Annotated in this window: 23 protein-coding genes; 13 read left to right on the forward strand and 10 right to left on the reverse strand. The window is 43.3% G+C overall.

The features are described from left to right. The first annotated feature begins 235 nt into the window (after positions 1-235). Both DP114_RS05425 and mtnC read left to right on the forward strand, forming a co-directional pair. A complete protein-coding gene (locus DP114_RS05425) occupies positions 236-754 on the forward strand; it encodes a pentapeptide repeat-containing protein (RefSeq protein ID WP_171975642.1) in 519 nt (172 codons plus the stop codon). A 92-nt stretch (positions 755-846) separates the two neighbouring features. Next, positions 847-1,575, forward strand: coding sequence for an acireductone synthase (mtnC, locus tag DP114_RS05430; protein WP_171975643.1), 729 nt, complete (start codon positions 847-849; stop codon positions 1,573-1,575). Positions 1,576-1,612: 37 nt separating this feature from the next. Here the strand turns inward: mtnC and DP114_RS05435 are convergent, their stop codons facing one another. Both DP114_RS05435 and DP114_RS05440 read right to left on the reverse strand, forming a co-directional pair. Continuing rightward, positions 1,613-1,789, reverse strand: coding sequence for a type II toxin-antitoxin system antitoxin (locus tag DP114_RS05435; RefSeq protein WP_169266859.1), 177 nt, complete (start codon positions 1,787-1,789; stop codon positions 1,613-1,615). Positions 1,790-1,792: 3 nt separating this feature from the next. Beyond that, positions 1,793-2,734, reverse strand: a complete 942-nt coding sequence (locus DP114_RS05440; protein ID WP_171975644.1) for an SPFH domain-containing protein — start codon at positions 2,732-2,734, stop codon at positions 1,793-1,795. A gap of 191 nt (positions 2,735-2,925) precedes the next feature. On the opposite strand from DP114_RS05440, the gene DP114_RS05445 reads away from it, so the two are divergent. Next, on the forward strand, positions 2,926-4,161 hold the full coding sequence (locus DP114_RS05445; RefSeq protein ID WP_171975645.1) for an LL-diaminopimelate aminotransferase: 1,236 nt from the start codon (positions 2,926-2,928) through the stop codon (positions 4,159-4,161). A gap of 112 nt (positions 4,162-4,273) precedes the next feature. Here DP114_RS05445 and DP114_RS34295 read toward each other — a convergent pair whose 3' ends face one another. The 3 genes from DP114_RS34295 to DP114_RS05455 all read right to left on the reverse strand — a co-directional run bounded on the left by DP114_RS34295 (position 4,274) and on the right by DP114_RS05455 (position 6,374). Beyond that, entirely contained in the window at positions 4,274-4,465 is a 192-nt protein-coding gene (locus DP114_RS34295) for a hypothetical protein (protein ID WP_216669969.1), read from the reverse strand. 705 nt (positions 4,466-5,170) lie between these two features. Beyond that, positions 5,171-5,845 (reverse strand): transposase, encoded by a 675-nt coding sequence (locus tag DP114_RS05450; RefSeq protein ID WP_256379389.1) that lies wholly within the window; start codon positions 5,843-5,845, stop codon positions 5,171-5,173. A 31-nt stretch (positions 5,846-5,876) separates the two neighbouring features. Continuing rightward, positions 5,877-6,374 (reverse strand): helix-turn-helix domain-containing protein, encoded by a 498-nt coding sequence (locus DP114_RS05455; RefSeq protein WP_169263472.1) that lies wholly within the window; start codon positions 6,372-6,374, stop codon positions 5,877-5,879. Between the two features lie 192 nt (positions 6,375-6,566). On the opposite strand from DP114_RS05455, the gene DP114_RS05460 reads away from it, so the two are divergent. Then, positions 6,567-6,974, forward strand: coding sequence for a retropepsin-like aspartic protease family protein (locus tag DP114_RS05460; protein WP_171975646.1), 408 nt, complete (start codon positions 6,567-6,569; stop codon positions 6,972-6,974). A gap of 39 nt (positions 6,975-7,013) precedes the next feature. On the opposite strand, the gene DP114_RS05465 is transcribed toward DP114_RS05460, so the two are convergent. After that, the gene (locus DP114_RS05465; protein WP_171975647.1) at positions 7,014-8,156 is read right to left on the reverse strand and encodes a BMP family ABC transporter substrate-binding protein; all 1,143 of its coding nucleotides are present in this window, start codon (positions 8,154-8,156) and stop codon (positions 7,014-7,016) included. A gap of 229 nt (positions 8,157-8,385) precedes the next feature. On the opposite strand from DP114_RS05465, the gene DP114_RS05470 reads away from it, so the two are divergent. From DP114_RS05470 to DP114_RS05480, 3 genes are all read left to right on the forward strand, one after another. Beyond that, on the forward strand, positions 8,386-9,915 hold the full coding sequence (locus tag DP114_RS05470) for an acyl--CoA ligase (protein WP_171975648.1): 1,530 nt from the start codon (positions 8,386-8,388) through the stop codon (positions 9,913-9,915). A gap of 285 nt (positions 9,916-10,200) precedes the next feature. After that, positions 10,201-11,181, forward strand: a complete 981-nt coding sequence (locus DP114_RS05475) for a 2-dehydropantoate 2-reductase (protein ID WP_169266865.1) — start codon at positions 10,201-10,203, stop codon at positions 11,179-11,181. A gap of 206 nt (positions 11,182-11,387) precedes the next feature. Continuing rightward, positions 11,388-12,593, forward strand: coding sequence for an MFS transporter (locus DP114_RS05480; RefSeq protein WP_171975649.1), 1,206 nt, complete (start codon positions 11,388-11,390; stop codon positions 12,591-12,593). 44 nt (positions 12,594-12,637) lie between these two features. Here the strand turns inward: DP114_RS05480 and DP114_RS05485 are convergent, their stop codons facing one another. The 3 genes from DP114_RS05485 to DP114_RS05495 form a co-directional block, all read right to left on the reverse strand. Then, entirely contained in the window at positions 12,638-13,603 is a 966-nt protein-coding gene (locus tag DP114_RS05485) for an acetamidase/formamidase family protein (protein WP_171975650.1), read from the reverse strand. Positions 13,604-13,745: 142 nt separating this feature from the next. Continuing rightward, positions 13,746-14,423 carry an AIM24 family protein gene (locus tag DP114_RS05490; RefSeq protein ID WP_169266868.1) on the reverse strand — a complete coding sequence of 226 codons (678 nt, stop codon included), beginning with the start codon at positions 14,421-14,423 and terminating at the stop codon, positions 13,746-13,748. Between the two features lie 306 nt (positions 14,424-14,729). Further along, entirely contained in the window at positions 14,730-15,551 is an 822-nt protein-coding gene (locus DP114_RS05495) for a pentapeptide repeat-containing protein (protein WP_169266869.1), read from the reverse strand. Between the two features lie 191 nt (positions 15,552-15,742). Between DP114_RS05495 and DP114_RS05500 the strand changes: the two genes are divergently transcribed. The 3 genes from DP114_RS05500 to DP114_RS05510 all read left to right on the forward strand — a co-directional run bounded on the left by DP114_RS05500 (position 15,743) and on the right by DP114_RS05510 (position 18,025). After that, positions 15,743-16,333 carry a phycobiliprotein lyase gene (locus DP114_RS05500; protein WP_169266870.1) on the forward strand — a complete coding sequence of 197 codons (591 nt, stop codon included), beginning with the start codon at positions 15,743-15,745 and terminating at the stop codon, positions 16,331-16,333. Between the two features lie 114 nt (positions 16,334-16,447). Then, the gene (locus tag DP114_RS05505; RefSeq protein WP_171975651.1) at positions 16,448-17,179 is read left to right on the forward strand and encodes a 15,16-dihydrobiliverdin:ferredoxin oxidoreductase; all 732 of its coding nucleotides are present in this window, start codon (positions 16,448-16,450) and stop codon (positions 17,177-17,179) included. Between the two features lie 93 nt (positions 17,180-17,272). After that, the gene (locus DP114_RS05510; protein ID WP_171975652.1) at positions 17,273-18,025 is read left to right on the forward strand and encodes a phycoerythrobilin:ferredoxin oxidoreductase; all 753 of its coding nucleotides are present in this window, start codon (positions 17,273-17,275) and stop codon (positions 18,023-18,025) included. A 63-nt stretch (positions 18,026-18,088) separates the two neighbouring features. On the opposite strand, the gene DP114_RS05515 is transcribed toward DP114_RS05510, so the two are convergent. Then, positions 18,089-18,244, reverse strand: coding sequence for a ribbon-helix-helix protein, CopG family (locus DP114_RS05515; RefSeq protein WP_071654251.1), 156 nt, complete (start codon positions 18,242-18,244; stop codon positions 18,089-18,091). 406 nt (positions 18,245-18,650) lie between these two features. Between DP114_RS05515 and DP114_RS05520 the strand changes: the two genes are divergently transcribed. The 3 genes from DP114_RS05520 (at position 18,651) to DP114_RS05530 (ending at position 20,815) form a co-directional block, all read left to right on the forward strand. Next, positions 18,651-19,169: a phycocyanin subunit beta gene (locus DP114_RS05520; RefSeq protein WP_169266873.1), complete on the forward strand. Its 519-nt coding sequence runs from the start codon at positions 18,651-18,653 to the stop codon at positions 19,167-19,169. Between the two features lie 127 nt (positions 19,170-19,296). Further along, positions 19,297-19,785 (forward strand): phycocyanin subunit alpha, encoded by a 489-nt coding sequence (gene cpcA, locus DP114_RS05525; protein WP_169266874.1) that lies wholly within the window; start codon positions 19,297-19,299, stop codon positions 19,783-19,785. 214 nt (positions 19,786-19,999) lie between these two features. Further along, positions 20,000-20,815 carry a phycobilisome rod-core linker polypeptide gene (locus tag DP114_RS05530; RefSeq protein WP_171975653.1) on the forward strand — a complete coding sequence of 272 codons (816 nt, stop codon included), beginning with the start codon at positions 20,000-20,002 and terminating at the stop codon, positions 20,813-20,815. Positions 20,816-20,865 lie beyond the last annotated feature (50 nt).

The following is a 20,865-nucleotide window of genomic DNA, read 5'->3' on the forward strand; positions in this document are numbered from 1 at the left end:
TGTTAACTTCACAAGGATGACAACCTTTGTACTTGCTTGTAAGTTATAAAATTGACAAGCAGTTACAAAGCATTTCCCTACTAGACAAGGGAAGATGGAATTTTAATACTCTGATTCCAATTTAAGAATACTATCTCCAATCACCAGATCAAATTAAAATGTGACATTGAGATGATCAGCACCAAATTCAATCAAGCTCTATCAAAGTTAATATCTGAAGTAAGGTATTTATATAATGAAGCGAAAAGATAAAACTCGGTTACAGTCTATTTTCAGTGTCCTGCTCCTGTTTGTGTTAACTCTTTGCGGATTACTGTTGAATCCCGCCGCTGTTTTAGCTCAGGAGAATAAGGTTAATTACACGCTCGCCAACTTAGAACATCAAGATTTTTCCAATAAAGATTTACATGGAACGTCCTTTGCAGGTGGAATTATGCAGGCGGCAAACTTCCAAGGGGCAAATCTAAGTGGAACTATTCTCACTAAGGGATCGTTCCTGAAAGCAGATTTAAGCGGAGCGAATCTTGCAGAAACATTTGCTGATCGCGTGATCTTTAGTGAAGCGAATTTAACCAACGCCATTTTGACTGATGCCATTTTCACCAGCAGTCACTTTTTTGATGCGGTGATTACAGGAGCAGATTTTTCTAATTCAATTGTTGATGCTTACGAAGTGAAGTTGATGTGCAAACGTGCTGATGGAGTTAATCCTGTGACAGGTGTGTCAACCCGTGACAGCTTGGGATGTAGCTGAATAATCAGTTATCAGTTACCAGTTATCAGTTACAACAGAAAATACGGATCTGTTTCTTTTGTTAACTGTTTACTGTTCACTGTTCACTGATTATGAGCACAGGCTACTCTAATACCGCAGACGTTATCCTCTTGGATATTGAAGGCACAACAACCCCGGTTGACTACGTCTTCGGGGTGTTATTTCCATTTGCCCGCGACTATGTAGCTGATTTTCTGACAACTCATCAGCAGGATGCACAGGTGCAAACTGATTTGCAATGGTTAAGGCAAGAGTACGAAACTGATTTGGCACAGGGGTTGTCAGTACCTGATTGGCAAGAAACGGAGGTGACGGGGGCTGTTCGTTATATCCACCATTTGATTGCTATTGACCGCAAATCGACAGGGTTAAAATCGTTGCAGGGTAAGATTTGGGATCAGGGGTATCGGGATGGTACATTGCGATCGCAAATGTTTGCAGACGTAAAACCCGCATTTGAACGCTGGACAACTGCTGGCAAACGGCTGTTTATTTTCTCATCTGGCAGTGTGCAAGCGCAACAACTCCTGTTTCGCCACAGTGAGGTGGGAGACTTGACTGTTTTTATCAGCGGTTACTTTGACACCCAAACTGGTTCCAAAAAAGAAGCCGAGAGTTATCGCAAAATAGCTGATGCTATCGGAATCGCACCAGAAAAGATTCTCTTTATCTCAGACGTCACTGCTGAACTGAAAGCAGCTCAAGTTGCTGGAATGCAAACGCTGTTTTCCATACGACTGGGGAATCATTCGTCGGATTCGGAAGGGTTTGCAGCGATTCACAATTTTGATAACGTTTGATGCCTTTTACAGTACGTGTATAAAATATATTTCGCTCTCACTCTTGCTCTGATTTACCCTTGTCTTCCTTCCAGCGTCCTGCTTTCTTCACAGCGTCAGTTAACAGATACTCGATCTGTGCATTCACGCTTCTTAGTTCATCTGCAGACCATTTCTCCACAATCTCGTAAAGTCTCTCATCCAGACGTAACAAAAATCGTTTTTTTTGTCCCATTTCTTAATTATAAAGTGTTCCAGCATTGATAACGGGTTGGGCGGTTTGCTCAGAGGTGAGGACAACCAACAGGTTATTAATCATAGAAGCTTTGCGCTCATCATCCAAATTCACCATTTGTTCTTGACTGAGACGATTCAACGCTTCATTCACCATCCCCACTGCACCCTCGACAATCTGCCGTCGCGCATCAATTAACGCTTTTGCTTGCTGTCGTCGCAGCATCATTGGAGCGATTTCTGGTGCATAGGCAAGATGCGAAAGTCGTGCTTCAATCACTTCTACACCCGTTACTTCCAAACGGGCTTGGAGTTCTTTTTGCAGGGCGTGAGCGATTTCATCGGGAATTCCCCGCAGCGAAGGAGTTTGTGTTTCATCTGGACTGTCGTAGGGATATCGAATGGCTAAAGATCTAATGGCGGTTTCACTTTGAATGGCAACAAATTCTTCATAATCATCGACTGCAAACTTTGACTTCGCTGAATCGAAAACCTGCCAGACGACAACCGCCGCAATTTCAATCGGACTTCCTTCAGCATCATTGACTTTGATGATTTTGCTGTTGAAGTTACGAACCCGCAGCGAAATTTTTTGCTTGCTAGCAAAGGGATTTGTCCACCAAAAGCCCGATTCGCGCACAGTTCCCATGTATTTCCCAAACAGTACCAACACCACCGCTTGATTAGGCTCAACGCTAAAGAATCCTGATAGCGATGGGATGATAACAACCAGGAGTGTAGCAGCCAACCAAGCAATAAACTCTGCAACAGTATCGTCACTACCGATAAAATCAGTCACTTTCAAACCTCTTGCCAGTAAAGCTTCTAACCCCTGCACGCTAGACCAAAGATACCACCCTCCTAGGAGCGTGAGCGCGACTACCACAGCCAAGATGACGAAGCCGTTGACCTTGAACGCTGGAAATTCTTTGATTTTTTGTTCCATAGTTTTTATCAGCTAGAGTGGTATCATGATGATACTACTGAAATATCAAATTTGCCAAAGTGCTGAGGTTCTTAGTAAAGCATCTGGCGTTCTCCCAGCCTAGGTATCTGTCCGTCCCACTCCGCGCGTGAAGTGGGCTTTCTGCTGCGATACTGTAAGCTGTTTATTTATGACATTTGTATCAAACTACTATGGCAACAATTAACGACAACTACCTCAAGCTCAAAGCAGGTTACCTGTTCCCGGAAATAGGGCGACGGGTGAATGCCTTCGCTCAAGCCAATCCAGATGCTAAAATAATCAAACTCGGGATTGGTGATGTTACAGAACCACTGCCGGAAGCTTGCCGAACAGCAATGATTAAAGCGGTTGAAGAAATGGGCGATCGCGCTTCATTCAAAGGTTATGGTCCAGAACAAGGCTATACTTGGTTGCTAGAAAAAATAGCTGCCCAAGATTTTCAAGCGCGAGGATGCGAAGTTGATGCATCGGAAATCTTCACTTCCGATGGTTCTAAATGCGACACAGGCAACATTCTCGACATCTTTGGTAACAACAACATTATCGCCGTCACAGATCCTGTTTATCCTGTATATGTAGACACAAACGTGATGGCAGGAAATACCGGATCAGCAAACGATAAAGGCGAATTCGAGGGCTTAGTTTATCTGCCCATTACCGCCCAAAACAACTTCACTGCTGAGATTCCTTCTCAAAAAGTGGATTTAATTTACCTGTGTTTCCCAAATAACCCCACAGGAGCCGTTGCTACGAAAGAACACTTAAAAGCATGGGTGGACTATGCTAGAGCAAATGGTTCCATCATTTTCTTCGACGCAGCTTACGAAGCTTATATCACCGATGCGGAACTACCTCACTCCATCTACGAAATTGAAGGAGCGAGGGAATGTGCGATTGAATTTCGTTCTTTCTCCAAAAATGCAGGCTTTACTGGTACCCGCTGTGCGTTCACCGTTGTCCCGAAAAACCTGACAGCAAAAGCAGCCGATGGTTCCGATGTGGAACTGTGGAAGCTATGGAACCGTCGCCAGTCTACCAAGTTTAATGGCGTATCTTACATTGTGCAACGTGGAGCTGAGGCAGTTTACTCCCAGGAAGGACAAGCGCAAATAAAGGAACTGATTAGCTTCTATTTGGAGAATGCCAAAATTATTCGCGAGAAACTCACAGCCGCAGGATTAGCAGTTTACGGTGGAGTGAATGCACCCTACGTTTGGGTACAAACTCCAAATAGTTTGTCCAGTTGGGATTTCTTCGATAAGTTGCTGCACACTTGCAATGTTGTAGGTACACCTGGTTCTGGGTTTGGTGCAGCCGGGGAAGGTTACTTCCGCATTTCCGCTTTCAATAGTCGGGAGAATGTGGAGGAGGCGATGAAGCGAATTACAGACAGATTCACGTCCTAATGGTTTCGACATGATTTAAAATTGTTAGTGAGTGTTTATCGTTTTGCGGTAAATGCACCTGTTTCAAAATCAGCAAACACTAAAGATTGACTGTCGGTAGTGTTTGCTTTTTTTATTCACTTTCAAAAGCTTCAAGTTGTGAGTAACCGTTCACAGGATTTGATGCTATAACCGCCAACTGCCAGTTAGGGGTCTTTGAGCCAGTTCTCGCTACCGCCAAATAAGGGCGCTGCTTCCTGAGTTGCGTCACTTTCTTGCCCCCTGAACGGTTACTACAGAGCTTTTTTGGTAACCATGAAGTCATTATCAAACGCAATGTTGTAGAATTTCGCGAATAAAGCAATCAAAACCAATTCTTTGCAATCACGGTTAAGCCTTCACGATTGTACGTTTGGAATTAATCCTTTTCCTTGGCTCCTGCTAGGTTTTTACTTTTGTAGTTTCAGTTACTCAGTACCTAATTTGATCACTCTGGTTGTTCGATAAGTAAACTTTTTTTTCAAACAGTTTTCATTCTTCCTTGCACTGTAGTAAAGTTTATGCACACCTTTATCTAAAGAAAGGCTATTTTCTCTTATTGAAGAAATATATAGGACTCCTATTTGATTTTTGCGAAGCTTCGTACACCTCAAAGAGCCTTATTTCCTGTTAAGCGTTAAGAGTTCCCTATTGCCTTCCTACGCAAGTACTTTCACCAAATAAAACCGGATTGCTATACAACGACAAATTGTTTAATATCAAATTACATTGAGCTTGCACAGAATCTTAAAGCTTTAAGATGCCTAGGAATTATAGGGAAATCACTGTGGAAGTAATTTCCTATTGTATGCAGCCTCATTGTAAAACGATATAAGCAATCTTTCAAGACCAATGTATTTGGCAAAGGAATCTGAAAGGTTCTACAGAATTCCTATTTGATTTTTATCAGCTAGGTACAGTTTATGCTAAGCGCCCCCTATTAAGAGTTCCCTAGCTCAACTAGTACAGCACGGCGTAAATAAACCAAGTATTAGACAGCTAACACTTTACCCTTATATGTCCACTGAAAAGGTTTAGCCATTGTTTTATTAAAGTAGTCGATAAATTCAAGAATTCGGGTTTTTAGGTCATCCTGACTCTTGAAGCTAGCACGCTGAAGTAACTTACGAACCAAAATACTGAACCAAATTTCAATCTGGTTGAGCCAAGAAGAGTGTTTAGGGGTGTAATGGAAAACAATTCGATGTGTTTTGTCACTTAAAAAAGCAGCACGGGATTTCATGGATTTGAGTATTCCCCTTTTTCCTTTAATACCCAGATCGATATTCAAACCTTCTTTTTCTGCAACCAAACGAACCAGCGATTCAGACTGATGCGTATTCAGACAATCCATGATTAGATGCCATTTTTTAGCATTGGGTTCACTTTCAATGATTCGACGAATATTGAGAACAAAATCAACTTCTGTTCGAGAATCTCCACAAGTAGGCTCGATAATCTTACCAGTAGCGACATCAAAATTAGCAATTAAACTCTGTGTACCGTGACGAATATACTCAAACTCCCTTCTTTCAACTTTACCAGGTCGCATCGGTAAATCTTTTTCTAGACGCTCTGTAGCTTGAATACCCGTCATTTCATCAATTGATATTGTACGCTCTGCGTTTTGATAACGTTCAATCGCACTTATGTATAAACCAGTAATATCTTCAACTTTTACGTCAAATTCTTCGTCCTTAGGGGGGGGTTAACCAGTAACTACTCTGGTGGGGTTTAAGTTCTGCCTCTTCTAGTAATCTTCCAACATGGCGGACAGATATGCTTTCAATAATCCCTTGCTTTATAATTTCGTCTGCTAGTTCTCTTGGTGTCCAATGACTTATTGGTCGTCCGTAGTCTTCGGGTTTTGAACATGCAAGGGCAAACAGTTTGATTACTTGCTCCATACTAAATTTTACTGGTGCCCCAATACGCTCCGAATCTCGTAGTCTCTCAAAAGTAGGCAACTTTTTATCGCTAGTTTTAAACCATCGGTTTCGCCATAAACGAGCCATATCCAGACTTATATTTAATGTTCGAGCAATTTCGCCATTATTTTTCCCCTCTGACGCTAGAAGAATTATTTTTGCACGTAGTACTATTTGTTGCCCTGTATTGTGTCGGTTTACCAACTCTTGCAGTTCTGAGCGATCGCCATCGCTTAAGTTTAATTGTTTTGGAGCTAATCCTGCCACATCCTAATTCTCCGCTTCTCAGCAAAAACTACTTTTAATCTAATTACTCATTCTCCCACAGTAATACCTGGTTAACTTACGCCGTGCTGTACTAGTTCAGTTCATAAACCAAACAGGATTCCTATATCCCGTTTCTTTGTAATAGAAAATATGGTTTGTTGATTGACTTAATATTTCTGCGGAGTGTTTAATATGGAACTAGCCTTGTTGGTTTTATTGATGGCTCTGGTTATTCATTTCCCACGTAAGTCTGGACCAGCCCGAGTTCAACGGGGAAATAGTCTCACGCCAAGAATTGAAGTTACTTTCAATGACGATCACAAAGAAGAGATGATTTTGGATACAGGTGCTTCTGTCACCACCATCACCCAGAATATGGCAAAAACGTTGAAAGTAAAACCAGTAGGTGAAGCCGTTTTCACACTCGCTGATAATAAACAAGTAAAAATGCCTCTCGCTGAAGTAGAATCGATAGAAGTTGGTGGAGCGAAGGTTGAGAATGTACTGGTTGCAATTGGCAATGTTCCTCTGCTGGGACAAAGCTTTTTTGGAAACCACGAAGTCATTATCAAACGCGATGTTGTAGAATTTCGCGAATAAAGCTATCAAAACCAATTCTTTGCAATCACGGTTAAGCCTTCACGATTGTACCTTTGGAATCAATCCTTCAATTCCTTCTACATACCAATCCATTGCTAGTTGTTCCCTATCACTCAACACCTGACCGTTCGGGACTCGCAGCACACCGTTTTGGTCTTTGACTGGGCCATCAAAAGGATGTGCTGTACCTTTAATAAACTCATCACGCTTCGCCATCACCAATTGTTGAACATCTTGAGGAATTACAGGATTCAAGGGCGAAATATCCACCATTTCTTGGGCAATTCCATACCAAACTTCTTCAGACTTCCAAGTACCATTGATCACAGCCAAGGCTTGCTCTGTATAAAATTTACCCCATTGATTCAGATCTGATGTTAAACAAGCTTTTGCACCAAACCTACTCATATCAGTGTTGTAGCCAAAAGCATAAATACCCTTTTCCTCTGCTAGTTGAATCGGGGCAGCAGAGTTAGTATCTTGTGTTAGGACGTCTGCACCTAAGTTAACCAAAGCTTGCGCTGCTTCTCTTTCTTTGGCTGGATCATACCAATTCTCAACCCAGACTACTCTTACTTTTGCTTTCGGATTCGTCTTGCGCAGTCCTTGCGTAAACGCGCCTATTCCTCGAATCACTTCAGGAATTGGGTATGAACCAACAAAACCAATCACATTCGATTTTGTCATTTTACCAGCAATCATGCCAGTTAAGTATCGCGGTTCTTCAAAGCGTCCCAGATAAGTACCGACATTTGTAACGCGTTTAGGTCCACTACATTGCTCAAAACGAACATTGGGAAAATCTTTTGCTACTTCAAAAGTTGGGTTCATGTAGCCAAAAGAAGTCGCGAAAATTAACTTATTACCTTCTAACGCCAATTGACGAAGAACCCTTTGGGCGTTGGCATCTTCACTCACATTTTCCACAAAAGTGGTTTTCACCCTTTGCTGAAGATTTGCCTCCATTTCTCTGCGACCTAAATCGTGGGCATAAGTCCACCCAGCTTCACCTATAGGTTCAACGTAGATAAATCCTACCTTAAGAACTTCGTTCGCCGCCATAGGTGAAGCCCAGACAGGTACTTCACCCTGTGGTTGAGATTTACCGCCTTGGTTACAACCAGCAAATGTAAAGCTAGTTCCTGCTAAAGTGGCATACTTTATAAACTTACGACGCTCCATAAATAAAATGTTAAGATATTGCCGCTCCTAGCGTGTCCTATAGTAGCAGAAATTGCCGTAATTACAATCACGCGTGAACTCGTGTGAATTGCTAATTTCATTGGTTTACTCAGTAGCAAAATTTACATATTCACTGTATATGAATCACGTATTGCTCAATCAACACAAATATGTGATTAGTTAGATTGACAATCAACCGTGATTCCCCTGGCTACTCCAGGTGTTGTCTATGAATATATTTGAGCTTTTAGCAGGGGAAGACGATCATCCAGCCTTGGTTGCACCAGAGGGATCAACACTCACCTATAAGCAACTGCGTGAGAACGTGGTCGAACTGGTATCCCAACTCAACAGTTTTGGTTTGCAACGGGGCGAACGCATCGCCATTGCCATGTCAAACGGGGTACCTATGGTACTCAGCTTTATTGCGGCGGCTTTATGTGGTACTGCAGCACCACTCAATCCAAAATACAAGCAAGAAGAATTTGGCTTTTACTACGAAGATACTCAGGCAAAAGCCTTGATTACGCTGCCTGACGTGCCAGAAGCTGCGATCGCCCAAGGGGCGACTCCTTCTGGGAGTATCGCCGCTGCTACGCCCGACATGATACACATTCATGCTCAGGTTAGCGAGAACGGCACATTAAGCTTTGAATTAGTGAAAACAGCTTGCGGGGAAGGGAAATCCTTGGGCAATCAAGAGTTTCCCGACTCCGACGATGTGGCGATGATTCTGCACACCAGCGGTACCACGAGTCGTCCCAAGCGAGTCCCGATTCGGCATCGTAACTTGATTGCTTCTGCTAATAATATTATCGGTGCATACTCACTTTCGCCAGCTGACACGACACTCTGTTTTATGCCTTTGTTCCACATTCACGGGCTGGTGGGGTGTATGCTGGCAACTCTGGCATCTGGCGGAACGCTCGTCATACCCGATGGTTTCAATGCTCTAAGTTTCTGGAAACTGGTGGAAACTTATAAACCCACTTGGTACTCGGCTGCACCCACCATGCACCAAACAATTCTAGCGCGAGCTAGCCGTAACGAAGCCATTATCAAAGCGAACCGCTTCCGCTTCATTCGCTCTAGCAGCGCTCCCCTTGCCCCTGTCATTATCGAACAAATGGAAGCAACGCTCAATGCTCCTGTCTTAGAATCTTACAGCATGACCGAAGCTGCTCACTTGATGGCGACTAATCCGTTACCGCCTAAAGTACGTAAACCGGGCACGGTTGGCTATGGCTTTGGTGTGGAAGTCGGTATTATGGACGAAGATGGCAATTTAGTGCCTCAAGGAAGCTTGGGCGAAGTTGTGGTAAAAGGACCAAATGTAATTGATGGCTACGAGAATAACCCACAAGCTAATGCCACTGCTTTTGTGAATGGTTGGTTCCGTACTGGCGATCAGGGGACACTGGATGCTGAGGGGTATCTGCGCCTGACTGGACGGATTAAGGAATTAATTAACCGAGGCGGTGAAAAAATTTCTCCACTAGAAGTAGATGATATACTGCTGCGTCATCCTGCAGTTGCTGAAGCCCTTGCTTTTGCCGTACCTCATAAATCCTTGGGAGAAGATATTCACGCGGCTGTCGTCCTTAAGGGTGAAACCAGCGAAAAGGAACTTTTGGCTTACTGTGCAAGCCTATTGGCAGACTTCAAAGTCCCTAACCAAATTCACATTTTAGATGAACTACCCCGTGGAGCGACAGGGAAGTTGCAACGGCTGAATATGGCGAAGTTGCTCAAGCTATAGCAATCCGCGCATCATAAGCCCTGCCTTGCCCGCTGCGCGTTCGCTCTTAGCGTGCGCTTGCGCTTACGTGAAATTCTCTCTTTTCTCTTTTCTTGGCGTCCTATGCGCTAAGGCGCACGCTACGCTAAGGCGACTTGGTGAGTCCAGCCCCCGTCTTGGCGGCTTCCGTCACGTTCGCGTAGCGTCTCCGCAGGAGTTTGGGGGACTGGCGAACCCGAAGGGCGGTTCGTTCAAAAAATAATTTTTACAACTCATTTAGGATTGCTATAGGGGAGTGATAAAAAAATGAAAATCTGTATTGTTGGCGCGGGTGCTATTGGTGGTTATTTGGGAGCAAAGTTGGCGCTTTCTGGCAATGAGGTGACGCTGATTGTTCGTGGTGCTCATTTAGAAGCAATTCAAAAAAATGGGCTGAAACTGATGATGCCAGATGGCTCAACTCACGTAGCTACACCAAGTTTGGCAACTAGTGATATGAGTCAAGCCGAACCTCAGGATGTGGTGATTTTGGCTGTTAAAACTACGAGTGTGGCGGCGATCGCCCCCAATCTCCCCTCTCTCTATAAACCTGAAACAATGGTAGTGACAGCTCAGAATGGCATTCCCTGGTGGTACTTTCGCAAGCACGGCGGCGAGTATGAAGGAACTGCGATTCAATCTGTAGATCCAGATGGTACCATTGAAGCTCATATTAATGTTGAGCGCGTGATTGGTTGTGTTGTTTACCCAGCGACTGAGATAGTTGAACCGGGTGTGATTAAACATATTGAGGGCGATCGCTTCAGTCTGGGTGAAATCGATGCTTCTAAAACCGAACGGATTCAGTTGTTAGCGCAAGCTTTGAAGTCAGCAGGTTTGAAAGCACCCATACGCACTCAAATCCGCACTGATCTGTGGGTGAAGTTGTGGGGGAACGTAGCGTTTAATCCCATTAGCGCCTTGACTGGTGCAACACTCGATCATATTTGCCAATACCCTTTGACTCGCGAACTAGCAAAACAGATGATGAGCGAAGCACAGGCGATCGCCCAAAAGCTGGGGATTGATTTTGGCATCACCTTGGATCAGCGAATTGACGGTGCCCAAAAAGTTGGTGCTCACAAAACTTCGATGCTGCAGGATGTTGAAGCGTTTCGTCCAACAGAAGTGGATGCGATCGTTGGTGCTGTCGCAGAACTGGGAAGACTGACGCGAACTCCCACTCCCCATATTGATGCTATCTATGCCAGTGTTAAGTTGCTGGAGAAAACCCACATGGGGAACTAGAAAAATATTGGGGGTGGATGGCGCACAAGACGACATTTTCAGAAATTGTTTGACAAGTCTGGCTTTAAGTTAGAAAAAGTGGTTGACATCCAAACCAACCTTTCGGCAATTGAGTTTAGTTTTGCGTCTAAATCTAACGCACAGAATACATGTAATTAGTGTGCAACAATACTAGGAAGATTAGAACAAAGGAAGATTAGACAGCAATGCGCCGACTTATTTGCATGATGGTTCTGTATTATTTAATTCAATCTTATGGATGTTATCCAGGACTTTTCAATCTTCCACTGAGGATCTATCTAAAAGATAACCTTGGACTTTCACCAGCACAGTTGGCAAGCTTCACCAGTTTTATTTTTCTTCCCTGGTTAGTAAGACCATTTTTCGGAATCATTCAGGATGCAATTCCGCTCTTTGGCTATCAGTTCAAAAGCTATTTTTTTATCTGCTATGGGCTAGCGCTGATTCTTTTATTAGGATTATGCGGTTTTCAAGTTAATACGATTAACATGCTGGCAGGCGGTCTTATTTTAGTCAATATATGCATAGCTTTTAGCGATGTGCTGACAGACAAAATCATGGTCGTTCAAGGCACGATGTTAGGCAAAACAGCTCTCTTACAAGCAGTTCAATGGACTTCTCTGAGTTTTGGTGTGGCGCTTCTGTATTATATCAGCGGCTGGCTCGCTACAAATTCTAATCTATCCATCGCTTTTGGAGCAACTGCAATTGTGCCGTTGATTGGTTTAATTGGAACCTTCATATTACTTGGAGATGAAAAAAAGCAGCACACAACTGTTTCAATGAAAAGTAGTTTGAAATCCCTTTTGTTAACACTAAAATCGCAACGGTTTCTAGCTATTCTTGGCTTTATTGCTTGTCTTGAATTCACTCTTATTCCGCCTCTGGTAGATTACGTGGTATATTACTATAAAGATACTTTGAAATTTGACGCTCAATTTATAGGTCTTTTAGGTACATTTGAAGCTATTGCCAATGGTTTAGGTGCAATCGTTTTTGGGATTTTTGCCGCCAGAATGTCACGAAAGTTGCTGCTTAATCTTGCAATTGGGTTAACTGCTGTCTCTACCCTCGGTTTGTTGTTTATACAGAATGAGCAAAGTGCTATCCTGGCGAGTATATTTTTTGGATTTTTTTACATGATATCCATGCTGGGTGTATTAGAACTAGCAGCAAGAGCTTGTCCTGTTGGTGTGGAAGCAACAACCTACGCACTGCTAATGTCCGTGTATAACCTGGCTAAACAGCCGGGTCCTATCTTGGGTGGTTACTTATATAATCGGGGAATTCCAGTTTCCATCCTTGTCATTGTCAGTGCAGTATTTACAATGCTTTGTTGGTTTCTCATTCCTCTACTCAAGTTAAAGCAAAGCAGTGATACGCCCTCTTAACTGTAAGCATAAAAAATTAATATTTTTGAAAAAAAATAAGATTTCTATAATTCAATTGCTTTAGGCAAAATGGACTTTGATAAAATTCCATGAACACCTTTTTGCGGACTGTTGACAACTTGAGTAATGCGAAAATTCACGGCTAAACTACACAAAACATAAGCATCTTCCGGTGACAAATTGATGAAGCGTTTTAAAAAGTCAATCATGTTTTTTAAAGCCAGTTCCAAAGCTTCATCTAATGTTTGACCAAATCCCATAGTTATGATATCTGTAGGTGTTTCGGCAATCGGCGTTGTCAACTGCAAATCTTTACGAACTTTTAACTGAATTGTGCCGTTCATTGAAGTCTCAATTGCGGTGACATTAACTTCCCCATCTCCTTGAACTGAGTGTCCATCACCGATAGAAAATAAAGCACCAGGAACAAAAATTGGTAGAAAAATCTTAGTCCCAGCTTGGAGTTCCTGATTATCAATATTACCACCATAATCACCAGGAGGAATTGAGTTTCGGGATGCTTCTGTAGTTGCGACACCCAGGATACCAAAAAAGGGTTTGAGAGGAATTTTGATACCACTATCAATTGGAAATTCTGTAATCTGATTTTCTAAATCGAGAGGAACAAATCTTAAAGCTGGTTGATGAAACTGATGTGGTAATGCTCCCCAACCTGTACGAATCGCATTAAAGCCAACAGGTAAACTGGGTGTGATTGCTTCTAGTTTGACTTCCAAAACATCTCCAGGTTCGGCACCCTGCACATATATTGGTCCTGTCAACAAATGTGGTCCGGCTGCAACTTTGCGTTCTGGAGGAAGATTTTGGCAAATATCCAAAAATGCAGGTGTCACAAACTCTGGTGGTGCTTTGTCGTAAACGTAGTAACCAGTGTATGTTTCTACGTCAACTGTGTCGCCAGAGTCAACAGTGAGTGCTGGTTCTAGAAGATGAGAGAACCCACCCAGATGCACAGTTTCCCTGGTGGCTTTGAGAATGTGGTGAGGCATTGTTTATTATGATATTTTGTTATTTTTGTGTTTTTCTCTCGTTCCTTGTCTCTGGCAAGGAACGAGAAAAATATTCTAAATTATAAATTGCATAGAGGGAATAACTCAATTTATAATTCCTTTCTTTTCTACGCTTTCATAATTATTCTGAACTAGAAGTATTTGTCGGACGTGCTGAGATAATTTGACGCAGCAACATCTCTCCCCAATAAGGAACAGGAGCAAGAAGCACAGTACCAGTTCCCTCAAAAGTATTGACTAAAAACTCACCCGAAGTCATCGAACCCAAAATAGACTTAGTGGCTTTTTCAACTCGATATTTTAGGGTGTTCGTGCGAGCGATTGCAAAATTACCATCGACAACCAAGCGGTCATTTTGCAAATGTATCTCTTCAACAGGTCCTTGGGCTACCATGACCACTTTTCCTCTACCTTTGACTTTAGTTTGAAACAAACCTTCGCCACCGATTAAACCAGAAAATAATTTATTTCTCTCAACACTGACTTCTACAGATCCATCACTTGCCCAGTATGCTCCTTTGTCTAAAATCCATTCAATACCATTTAACTCTATGATGTGAAATCCAGATAAAGAAGGCTCCAAATATAATTCACCCGTTCCTGTATAAGTGGGTCGAAAAATATTCTCACCTGTTGCTAGAGATTTAAAAAAGCTACCTGCTGAAGGTGCTTTAGATTCCATATTAATATTGCCACGCATATAGTACAAAGCACCAGACTCCGTTTTCACGGTTTCGTGTTGTAAAATAACCTTGACTAAGCGCAATCCTTCTTTTGTTATCACCTCAAAAGTTGCCATTGCTTTCCTCTGTTATTACAGAAATACAAATTCATTGTTTGCAAGACTAAGTTTGCTTGTTCCATGTCATTCGCGCTCTCCTCACCTTCCAACAATTATATAGAGGTAGCAACCCACAGTTATGCGTTCCTTGGCAGAGAGAAGGAACGAGAGAAATAGTTTATTGTAAGCAAACAAAATAAAGTTATCCCGCAAAAATGTAACGCTTATAGGACTCACACACGAGTTATGAAAGAAGAAGACTGTGAGATTGGCTACCAGACGTCGCAACGGGTGCAAGTACGTTATTTTTGGGTAAGTCCTGGCTTATTTGTTGGCGCTATCACCAACTTCTAAACTTTGACGCGTTGTTTTGCGAGTAAAGGAATTCCAAGCATCCAATTCTAAAGCAGGACGGCTGAGTAAAAGAGCTCTTATCGCCTCACTCAATCCCTGAACAAGAGTAAAATCTGCCCCAGCAATACTCTGAAGGTACTCGATTTCAACACCACTGAAGTTGGTAGCTCGCAAATCTGCCCCTTGTAAATCTACATTATTCAGTCGCGCATTCCGTAAGTCAGCTCCTGTCAAATAGGCTAACCGTAAATCCGCACCACTCAGGCGTGCATTCTGTAAATTTGCTCCAGTGAGATCTGCACCACATAGGTATGCTCCCAACAGATTTGCATTCCTCAAATCAGCATCTCTCAAATTGGCAGTGTTGAGGTGAGCACCGCTGAGATTGGCACCTGGACCAATTGCTCCACAGCTTTTGTAAGCAAATCCTTCCGGCCAAATTGTGTCTTGGTCATATCGAGCTGCTTGTAGTTTAGCTCCTTCCAAATTCGCACCGCTAAAATTTGCTTTCTGAACAGATGTGCGGTGCAAAAATGCTCCTTGCAAATTAGCATTGCTCAAATCAGCGCCCTGCAAGTCAGCCTTACGCAGATCAGCACCACTCAGATCTGCCCCACTCAGATTGGCTCCACTCAGATTGGCTCCAACCAGATTTGTCTGGCGCAGGTTTGCTCGTTGCAAATCGAGTCCCCTGAGGTCGGACTGATACAAATCTTCATGATTGACAGCCTCTCCTGCTTTGAGGGCTGCTATGTTACTAGATAAGGAAATATTGGAGTTTTTTGCAGTCATTTTCTTTAAGGAGCGCTGAGAACAGTGAACAGTGAACAGGGAACAGTGAACAGTGAACAGTGAACGGGGAACAATTGATCACTGGTACTGCGGGTACTTGATAACTGATAACTGATAAAAGTGTACAATGTGGAACATAAGATTAATTCTTGTTACATTCCTTTATACTTTTCCTGCTGTTGAGGTTAGAAATGCGGCTGATTCCACCCATGACTATGATGGACTTTTTTCGTAAGAGTCAAGGCACGTGGTTTACCCAACGCACTGTCCACCATTTTGACCTGGCGGCGGATCAGTCTGGGGAGTCAAATTTGATTATTCAAGTCGTTGAACCAGAAGATCCAAGAGTGAAAACGATTTGTGAAAATCAAGGAATTGATCCTGCCAGGGCAATGGGAGGAGGCAGTTTTATGTGGCAGGAAAACCAGGACAATCGCGAACCCAATCCAGATCAAGCGGCGGTGCTCGTTGATGTGCCAGATGATGAAAGTTTGTTGTCTGGAAAACTGATCCGCGATCGCGGCTACGTGGAAAAAATGCCAGTTACTAGTCGCTACTGGTTTGGTAAAGATGGCATTTTGACAATGGACACGGAATATGATATCAACCAGGGACAAGAACGGTGCTGGTTTATTACTGATGACTTTCGTGTGCGTGTTAGTACTGTGCGTGCTATAAATGGTGTATATATGATGACATATTGTTCAGAACGCCGTTGCGTATCAGAGGCAACCTTAAATCAATTGATTGAACAGAATTTGGCAAGAGCATCAGCAAGTTAAGTTTGGCAACTGGAGTATGTCACAAATTATTGCATCCTTGTAAAGAAATGGGACAGAGGTTCTCACAATCCTTTATTGTTGTCGAGAAAGTCTTATAAATACGGATTAATATCAATGTACAAGCCCTTTGTAAAACATTTAGAAAATGAACTGTTTAACAGATTCAATTTACAAAATCGGGCAATTCCAGCAGGGTTAGAGTTGAAGGTCAGCGATCGCGGCAGAAACCCAGCAACCATTCAAAGCTGGTGCTATCAATGCCGACAATTGCGAAAAATTCGCTATACCTACATTGATGCGGGCGAAAGTGCTCAAATTTTCAATAGCGTTATTTATCCTAACCATCATTACGACTTACCCTTGTTGGGAGTAGATTTTCTGTCGTTCGGCAAAATAAAAAACTTGGTTGTGCTTGATTTTCAGCCTCTGTTCCAAGATGATGCGTATCAGCGCAAGTACATTGAGCCATTGAAATTCCTACACGCTAAATATCCAGATTTGGCACAAAACTTGGAGATGAAGTTTTATGACGCCAATCAATATTTCTCTAAATACCTACTGTTTGCCAAAACAGATGCCGAAACCGTCGCGACACGCTTACTTGCAGCGTTCAACGACTACTTGAATTTGTACTGGCAAATGCTAGATGAGGCGGAACCTCTACAAGATCCAGAAGACATTGCGCGAATCGTCAAGGCGCAAAAAGATTACGACCAATACAGTGCTGAACGCGATCCGGCGTCAGGTCTATTCAGCAGTTACTTTGGTCATGAGTGGGCAGAACGCTTCCTCTACGGGTTTTTGTTTGAAGATGCAGTACCATTAGCCGCTACCGCTAAAAAGTAGTTTTTTGCTCCTTGTGTTCTGTCATTAGTCATCTGTTAAAAAAAATTACTGATGACTGATGACTAATGACTAATGACTAATGACTAATAACCAATGACTCTTTATCAACCGTTTCTCGATGATGCGATCGCCTATTTGCAATCGCGATTAGAACTGATGCCCTATCCCATTCCTTCAGGGTTTGAATACAAAAGTGCTATCACAGGCAAGGGCAAAAATCAAGAGGAAGTTGTGACGACCAGTTATGGCTTTTGTGCACCAAAACTTCGACAGATTCGGGCAGCGCACGTACAGGGTGGCAAATCACTCCAAGTTCTCAATTTCGTTATTTTTCCTGATCTGAACTACGATCTGCCATTTTTTGGAGCGGATTTGGTAACCTTGCCAGGAGGACACCTGATTGCCCTGGATATGCAACCCTTGTTTCGGGATGATCCGGACTATCAGGCAAAGTATAGCGCACCGATTCTGCCCATCTTTGAGAGCTATCGGCAACATCTACCGTGGGGTGGAGACTTTCCCGAAGAAGCCCGCCCTTTCTTTTCGCCCGCATTCCTTTGGACTCGCCCCAAAGAGACTACTGATGTTGAAACCCATGTGTTCGCCGCGTTTAAAGACTACCTCAAGGCATACTTGGATTTTGTAGAACAGGCAGAACCTGTGATGGATACTCAAGCCCTAGCTACCATCAAGCAGGCACAATTGCGCTATTTGCGGTATCGCGCCGAGAAAGACCCAGCACGAGGAATGTTCAAGCGTTTCTACGGCCAAGAGTGGACAGAGGAATACATTCATGGCTTCCTTTTTGACCTAGAGAGAAAGCTGACCGAATCAGTTGTCAGTTAACAGTAAGCAGTTATCAGTTATCAGGGGGGTCAAGAAATCGCTTCCTCTGTTCAGTGTTAAGCGTTAACTTTCCTTATCATTTGGCTTAAGCTTTGCTTTGCGGATTAATTGGGCGATCGTACGAGACAGGGAGAGTCCAGACTCTTCGGCGAGCTTTTCCAACTTCTCCCGTTCAATGTCGTTTAATGTAACGTTTAATCTACTTTTCTTGGTAGCCACGGCGCAAAAGTGGTGTAACTATGGTACGTATTGTCAAGGTTAAAAGCTAGACTGTATCTATATTGTTACCGATTGTAAAAAAAAACTAAGTTCTAACAACTTTTCACACACAAGGATCCCCTTTCCATTGTATAAAGATTTAGGAAGGCAAAAATGAGAAGCATCTTATGGCTCAGTTACCTCTAAAATCATAAAAAGAGGAGTTTGTCTCAGATTCGTTAAATAAGTTAACACTGTTCTCAATATACTGAAACAGTAAAATCTGAGAATTCCTGAGAACTCTGATGCCCAATATCACTGTATAGCCTTTCTCAGCTGCCCACACAGGCAAAATTCACGATTGCTGAATCATTCAGTTGTGAAACGACATCGTAACTCAAACGAAGGAATTTAGGAGACGAAATTTATGCAAGACGCATTTGCAAAAGTTGTTTCTCAAGCCGATGCACGAGGTGAATACCTGAGCACTAGTCAATTGGATGCTCTGGCAGCAATGGTTGCAGATGGCAACAAGCGGATGGATACCGTTAACCGGATTACCAGCAATGCCTCCGCGATCGTTGCTGATGCCGCTCGTAGTCTGTTTGCAGAACAACCCCAGCTAATCGCTCCTGGTGGCAATGCTTATACCAGCCGTCGGATGGCAGCTTGCTTGCGCGATATGGAAATTATCTTGCGCTACATCACCTACGCTATTTTTTCTGGAGATGGTAGCGTACTTGATGATCGCTGTCTGAACGGTCTGAAGGAAACCTACTTGGCATTAGGAACCCCTGGTGCTTCAGTAGCAGTGGGCGTTCAAAAAATGAAAGACGCAGCCTTAAAAATTGCGAATGATACCAACGGTATCACCAAAGGAGATTGCAGCGCGTTGATGTCCGAAGTCTCTGGCTACTTTGATCGTGCAGCTTCTGCTGTTGCTTAAATCTTTAGTGACCAGTCATTTGATAAATGGTCATTAACTTTAGACAAATGACTAGTGGACAAATGACTTAAGACAAACTCGCTTTCAAGCAAAACTTTGTAAAACAATACAACAGATCGAAAAAGCAATGAAAACTCCACTCACTGAAGCTGTTAGCGCTGCTGATTCCCAAGGACGTTTCCTGAGCAGCACAGAAGTCCAGGTTGCGTTTGGTCGCTTCCGTCAAGCTAGCGCTAGCTTGGAAGCAGCTAAAGCTTTGACCTCTAAGGCTCAAAGTTTGGCTGATGGTGCTGCAAACGCGGTATACCAGAAGTTCCCTTACACCACCCAAATGCAGGGACCTCAGTATGCTGCAGATTCTCGTGGCAAGGCAAAGTGCGTCCGTGACATCGGTTACTACCTGCGGATGGTCACCTACTGCTTAGTTGTTGGTGGTACTGGTCCATTGGATGATTACTTGATCGCTGGAATAGCTGAAATTAACAAGACCTTCGACCTGTCTCCTAGCTGGTACGTTGAAGCACTCAAGCACATTAAAGCTAACCACGGTCTGAGCGGAGATCCAGCAGTAGAAGCTAACTCTTACCTCGACTACGCTATTAACTGTCTAAGCTAGTAAACACATAGGCCCGGTAGGGTAAACAGTTTTGTTAGCAATCATGATGATTGATGATTGAGTTGTTCACTTTACCGGGCTGCTTTTTTGCTATGAGGCATATTAAAACAGTGAACAGTGAACAGTAAACAGTGAACAAGGGGTGGACGAATCCGTTTCCTACCTGATAACTGATAACTGATAACTGATAACTGGTTGAAATAGGGAGGCAAATATGGCAGTTTTCGCTGGTTCGGAACGACTAGGGATTACACCGAGCGAAGCTTCAGCATGGATAGAACTGTGCCCAGATGACAGTGCAGAACAGATCGAAGTGGTAATCCGCGCTGTCTATCGACAGGTATTGGGCAATTGCTATGTCATGGAAAGTGAGCGACTCGTTGTCCCTGAATCTCAACTCAAGCGGGGTGAGATATCGGTTCGCGAGTTTGTACGGCAGATTGCTAAGTCGGATTTGTACCGCTCGCGGTTCTTTGAGAATTGCTACCGTTACCGCACAACTGAGTTGAACTTCAAGCATTTACTTGGTCGTGCTCCAAATGACTACAGTGAAATGGTTGCTCACAGTCAGATATTAGATGAGCGGGGCTTTGAAGCAGATATTGATTATTACATTGACAGCGACGAATATCAAGAAAATTTTGGCGAAAATATAGTCCCCTACCTTCGCGGCTTTACGACTCAAGTTGGTCAGAAAAATGTCGGCTTCAGCCGGATGTTCCAACTATTTAGGGGCTATTCCAGTAGCGATCGCGCCCAAAAACAAAATCAAGGACGGCTAACTCGGGAAGTAGCCCAGAATACAGCTTCACCCATCTACGCAGCCTCCAGTGGCTCGTTGACAGGTGTCTCTACAGGTAGCCGTGGCGGAAGTACCTACCGACTGCGGATTATGCAACCGCCCTCTTCCAAATCGCCTGTGCTACGGCGTGCTACGAGTGAAGTTGTTGTGCCTTTTGAGCAGCTTTCCAGCAAGTTGCAACAACTGAACAGCAAGGGCTTCAAAGTCATGAGCATCACGCTTTCTTAATTAGTCATAGGTCATAGGTCATTGGTATTAGACAAATGACAAATGATGAA

The organism is Brasilonema sennae CENA114, assembly GCF_006968745.1.
Lineage (GTDB): Bacteria > Cyanobacteriota > Cyanobacteriia > Cyanobacteriales > Nostocaceae > Brasilonema > Brasilonema sennae.

What these genes read in the sequence shown, in the direction of transcription:
- DP114_RS05465 (WP_171975647.1), bottom strand. Translation starts at nt 8,156, where the DNA reads ATGGAGCGTCGTAAGTTTATAAAGTATGCCACTTTAGCAGGAACTAGC.
- DP114_RS05520 (WP_169266873.1), top strand. Translation starts at nt 18,651, where the DNA reads ATGCAAGACGCATTTGCAAAAGTTGTTTCTCAAGCCGATGCACGAGGT.
- DP114_RS05425 (WP_171975642.1), top strand. Translation starts at nt 236, where the DNA reads ATGAAGCGAAAAGATAAAACTCGGTTACAGTCTATTTTCAGTGTCCTG.
- DP114_RS05505 (WP_171975651.1), top strand. Translation starts at nt 16,448, where the DNA reads ATGTACAAGCCCTTTGTAAAACATTTAGAAAATGAACTGTTTAACAGA.
- DP114_RS05440 (WP_171975644.1), bottom strand. Translation starts at nt 2,734, where the DNA reads ATGGAACAAAAAATCAAAGAATTTCCAGCGTTCAAGGTCAACGGCTTC.
- DP114_RS05445 (WP_171975645.1), top strand. Translation starts at nt 2,926, where the DNA reads ATGGCAACAATTAACGACAACTACCTCAAGCTCAAAGCAGGTTACCTG.
- DP114_RS05495 (WP_169266869.1), bottom strand. Translation starts at nt 15,551, where the DNA reads ATGACTGCAAAAAACTCCAATATTTCCTTATCTAGTAACATAGCAGCC.
- DP114_RS05510 (WP_171975652.1), top strand. Translation starts at nt 17,273, where the DNA reads ATGACTCTTTATCAACCGTTTCTCGATGATGCGATCGCCTATTTGCAA.
- DP114_RS05460 (WP_171975646.1), top strand. Translation starts at nt 6,567, where the DNA reads ATGGAACTAGCCTTGTTGGTTTTATTGATGGCTCTGGTTATTCATTTC.
- cpcA (WP_169266874.1), top strand. Translation starts at nt 19,297, where the DNA reads ATGAAAACTCCACTCACTGAAGCTGTTAGCGCTGCTGATTCCCAAGGA.
- DP114_RS05530 (WP_171975653.1), top strand. Translation starts at nt 20,000, where the DNA reads ATGGCAGTTTTCGCTGGTTCGGAACGACTAGGGATTACACCGAGCGAA.
- DP114_RS05500 (WP_169266870.1), top strand. Translation starts at nt 15,743, where the DNA reads ATGCGGCTGATTCCACCCATGACTATGATGGACTTTTTTCGTAAGAGT.
- DP114_RS05490 (WP_169266868.1), bottom strand. Translation starts at nt 14,423, where the DNA reads ATGGCAACTTTTGAGGTGATAACAAAAGAAGGATTGCGCTTAGTCAAG.
- DP114_RS05475 (WP_169266865.1), top strand. Translation starts at nt 10,201, where the DNA reads ATGAAAATCTGTATTGTTGGCGCGGGTGCTATTGGTGGTTATTTGGGA.
- DP114_RS05470 (WP_171975648.1), top strand. Translation starts at nt 8,386, where the DNA reads ATGAATATATTTGAGCTTTTAGCAGGGGAAGACGATCATCCAGCCTTG.
- DP114_RS34295 (WP_216669969.1), bottom strand. Translation starts at nt 4,465, where the DNA reads ATGACTTCATGGTTACCAAAAAAGCTCTGTAGTAACCGTTCAGGGGGC.
- DP114_RS05480 (WP_171975649.1), top strand. Translation starts at nt 11,388, where the DNA reads ATGCGCCGACTTATTTGCATGATGGTTCTGTATTATTTAATTCAATCT.
- mtnC (WP_171975643.1), top strand. Translation starts at nt 847, where the DNA reads ATGAGCACAGGCTACTCTAATACCGCAGACGTTATCCTCTTGGATATT.
- DP114_RS05485 (WP_171975650.1), bottom strand. Translation starts at nt 13,603, where the DNA reads ATGCCTCACCACATTCTCAAAGCCACCAGGGAAACTGTGCATCTGGGT.
- DP114_RS05435 (WP_169266859.1), bottom strand. Translation starts at nt 1,789, where the DNA reads ATGGGACAAAAAAAACGATTTTTGTTACGTCTGGATGAGAGACTTTAC.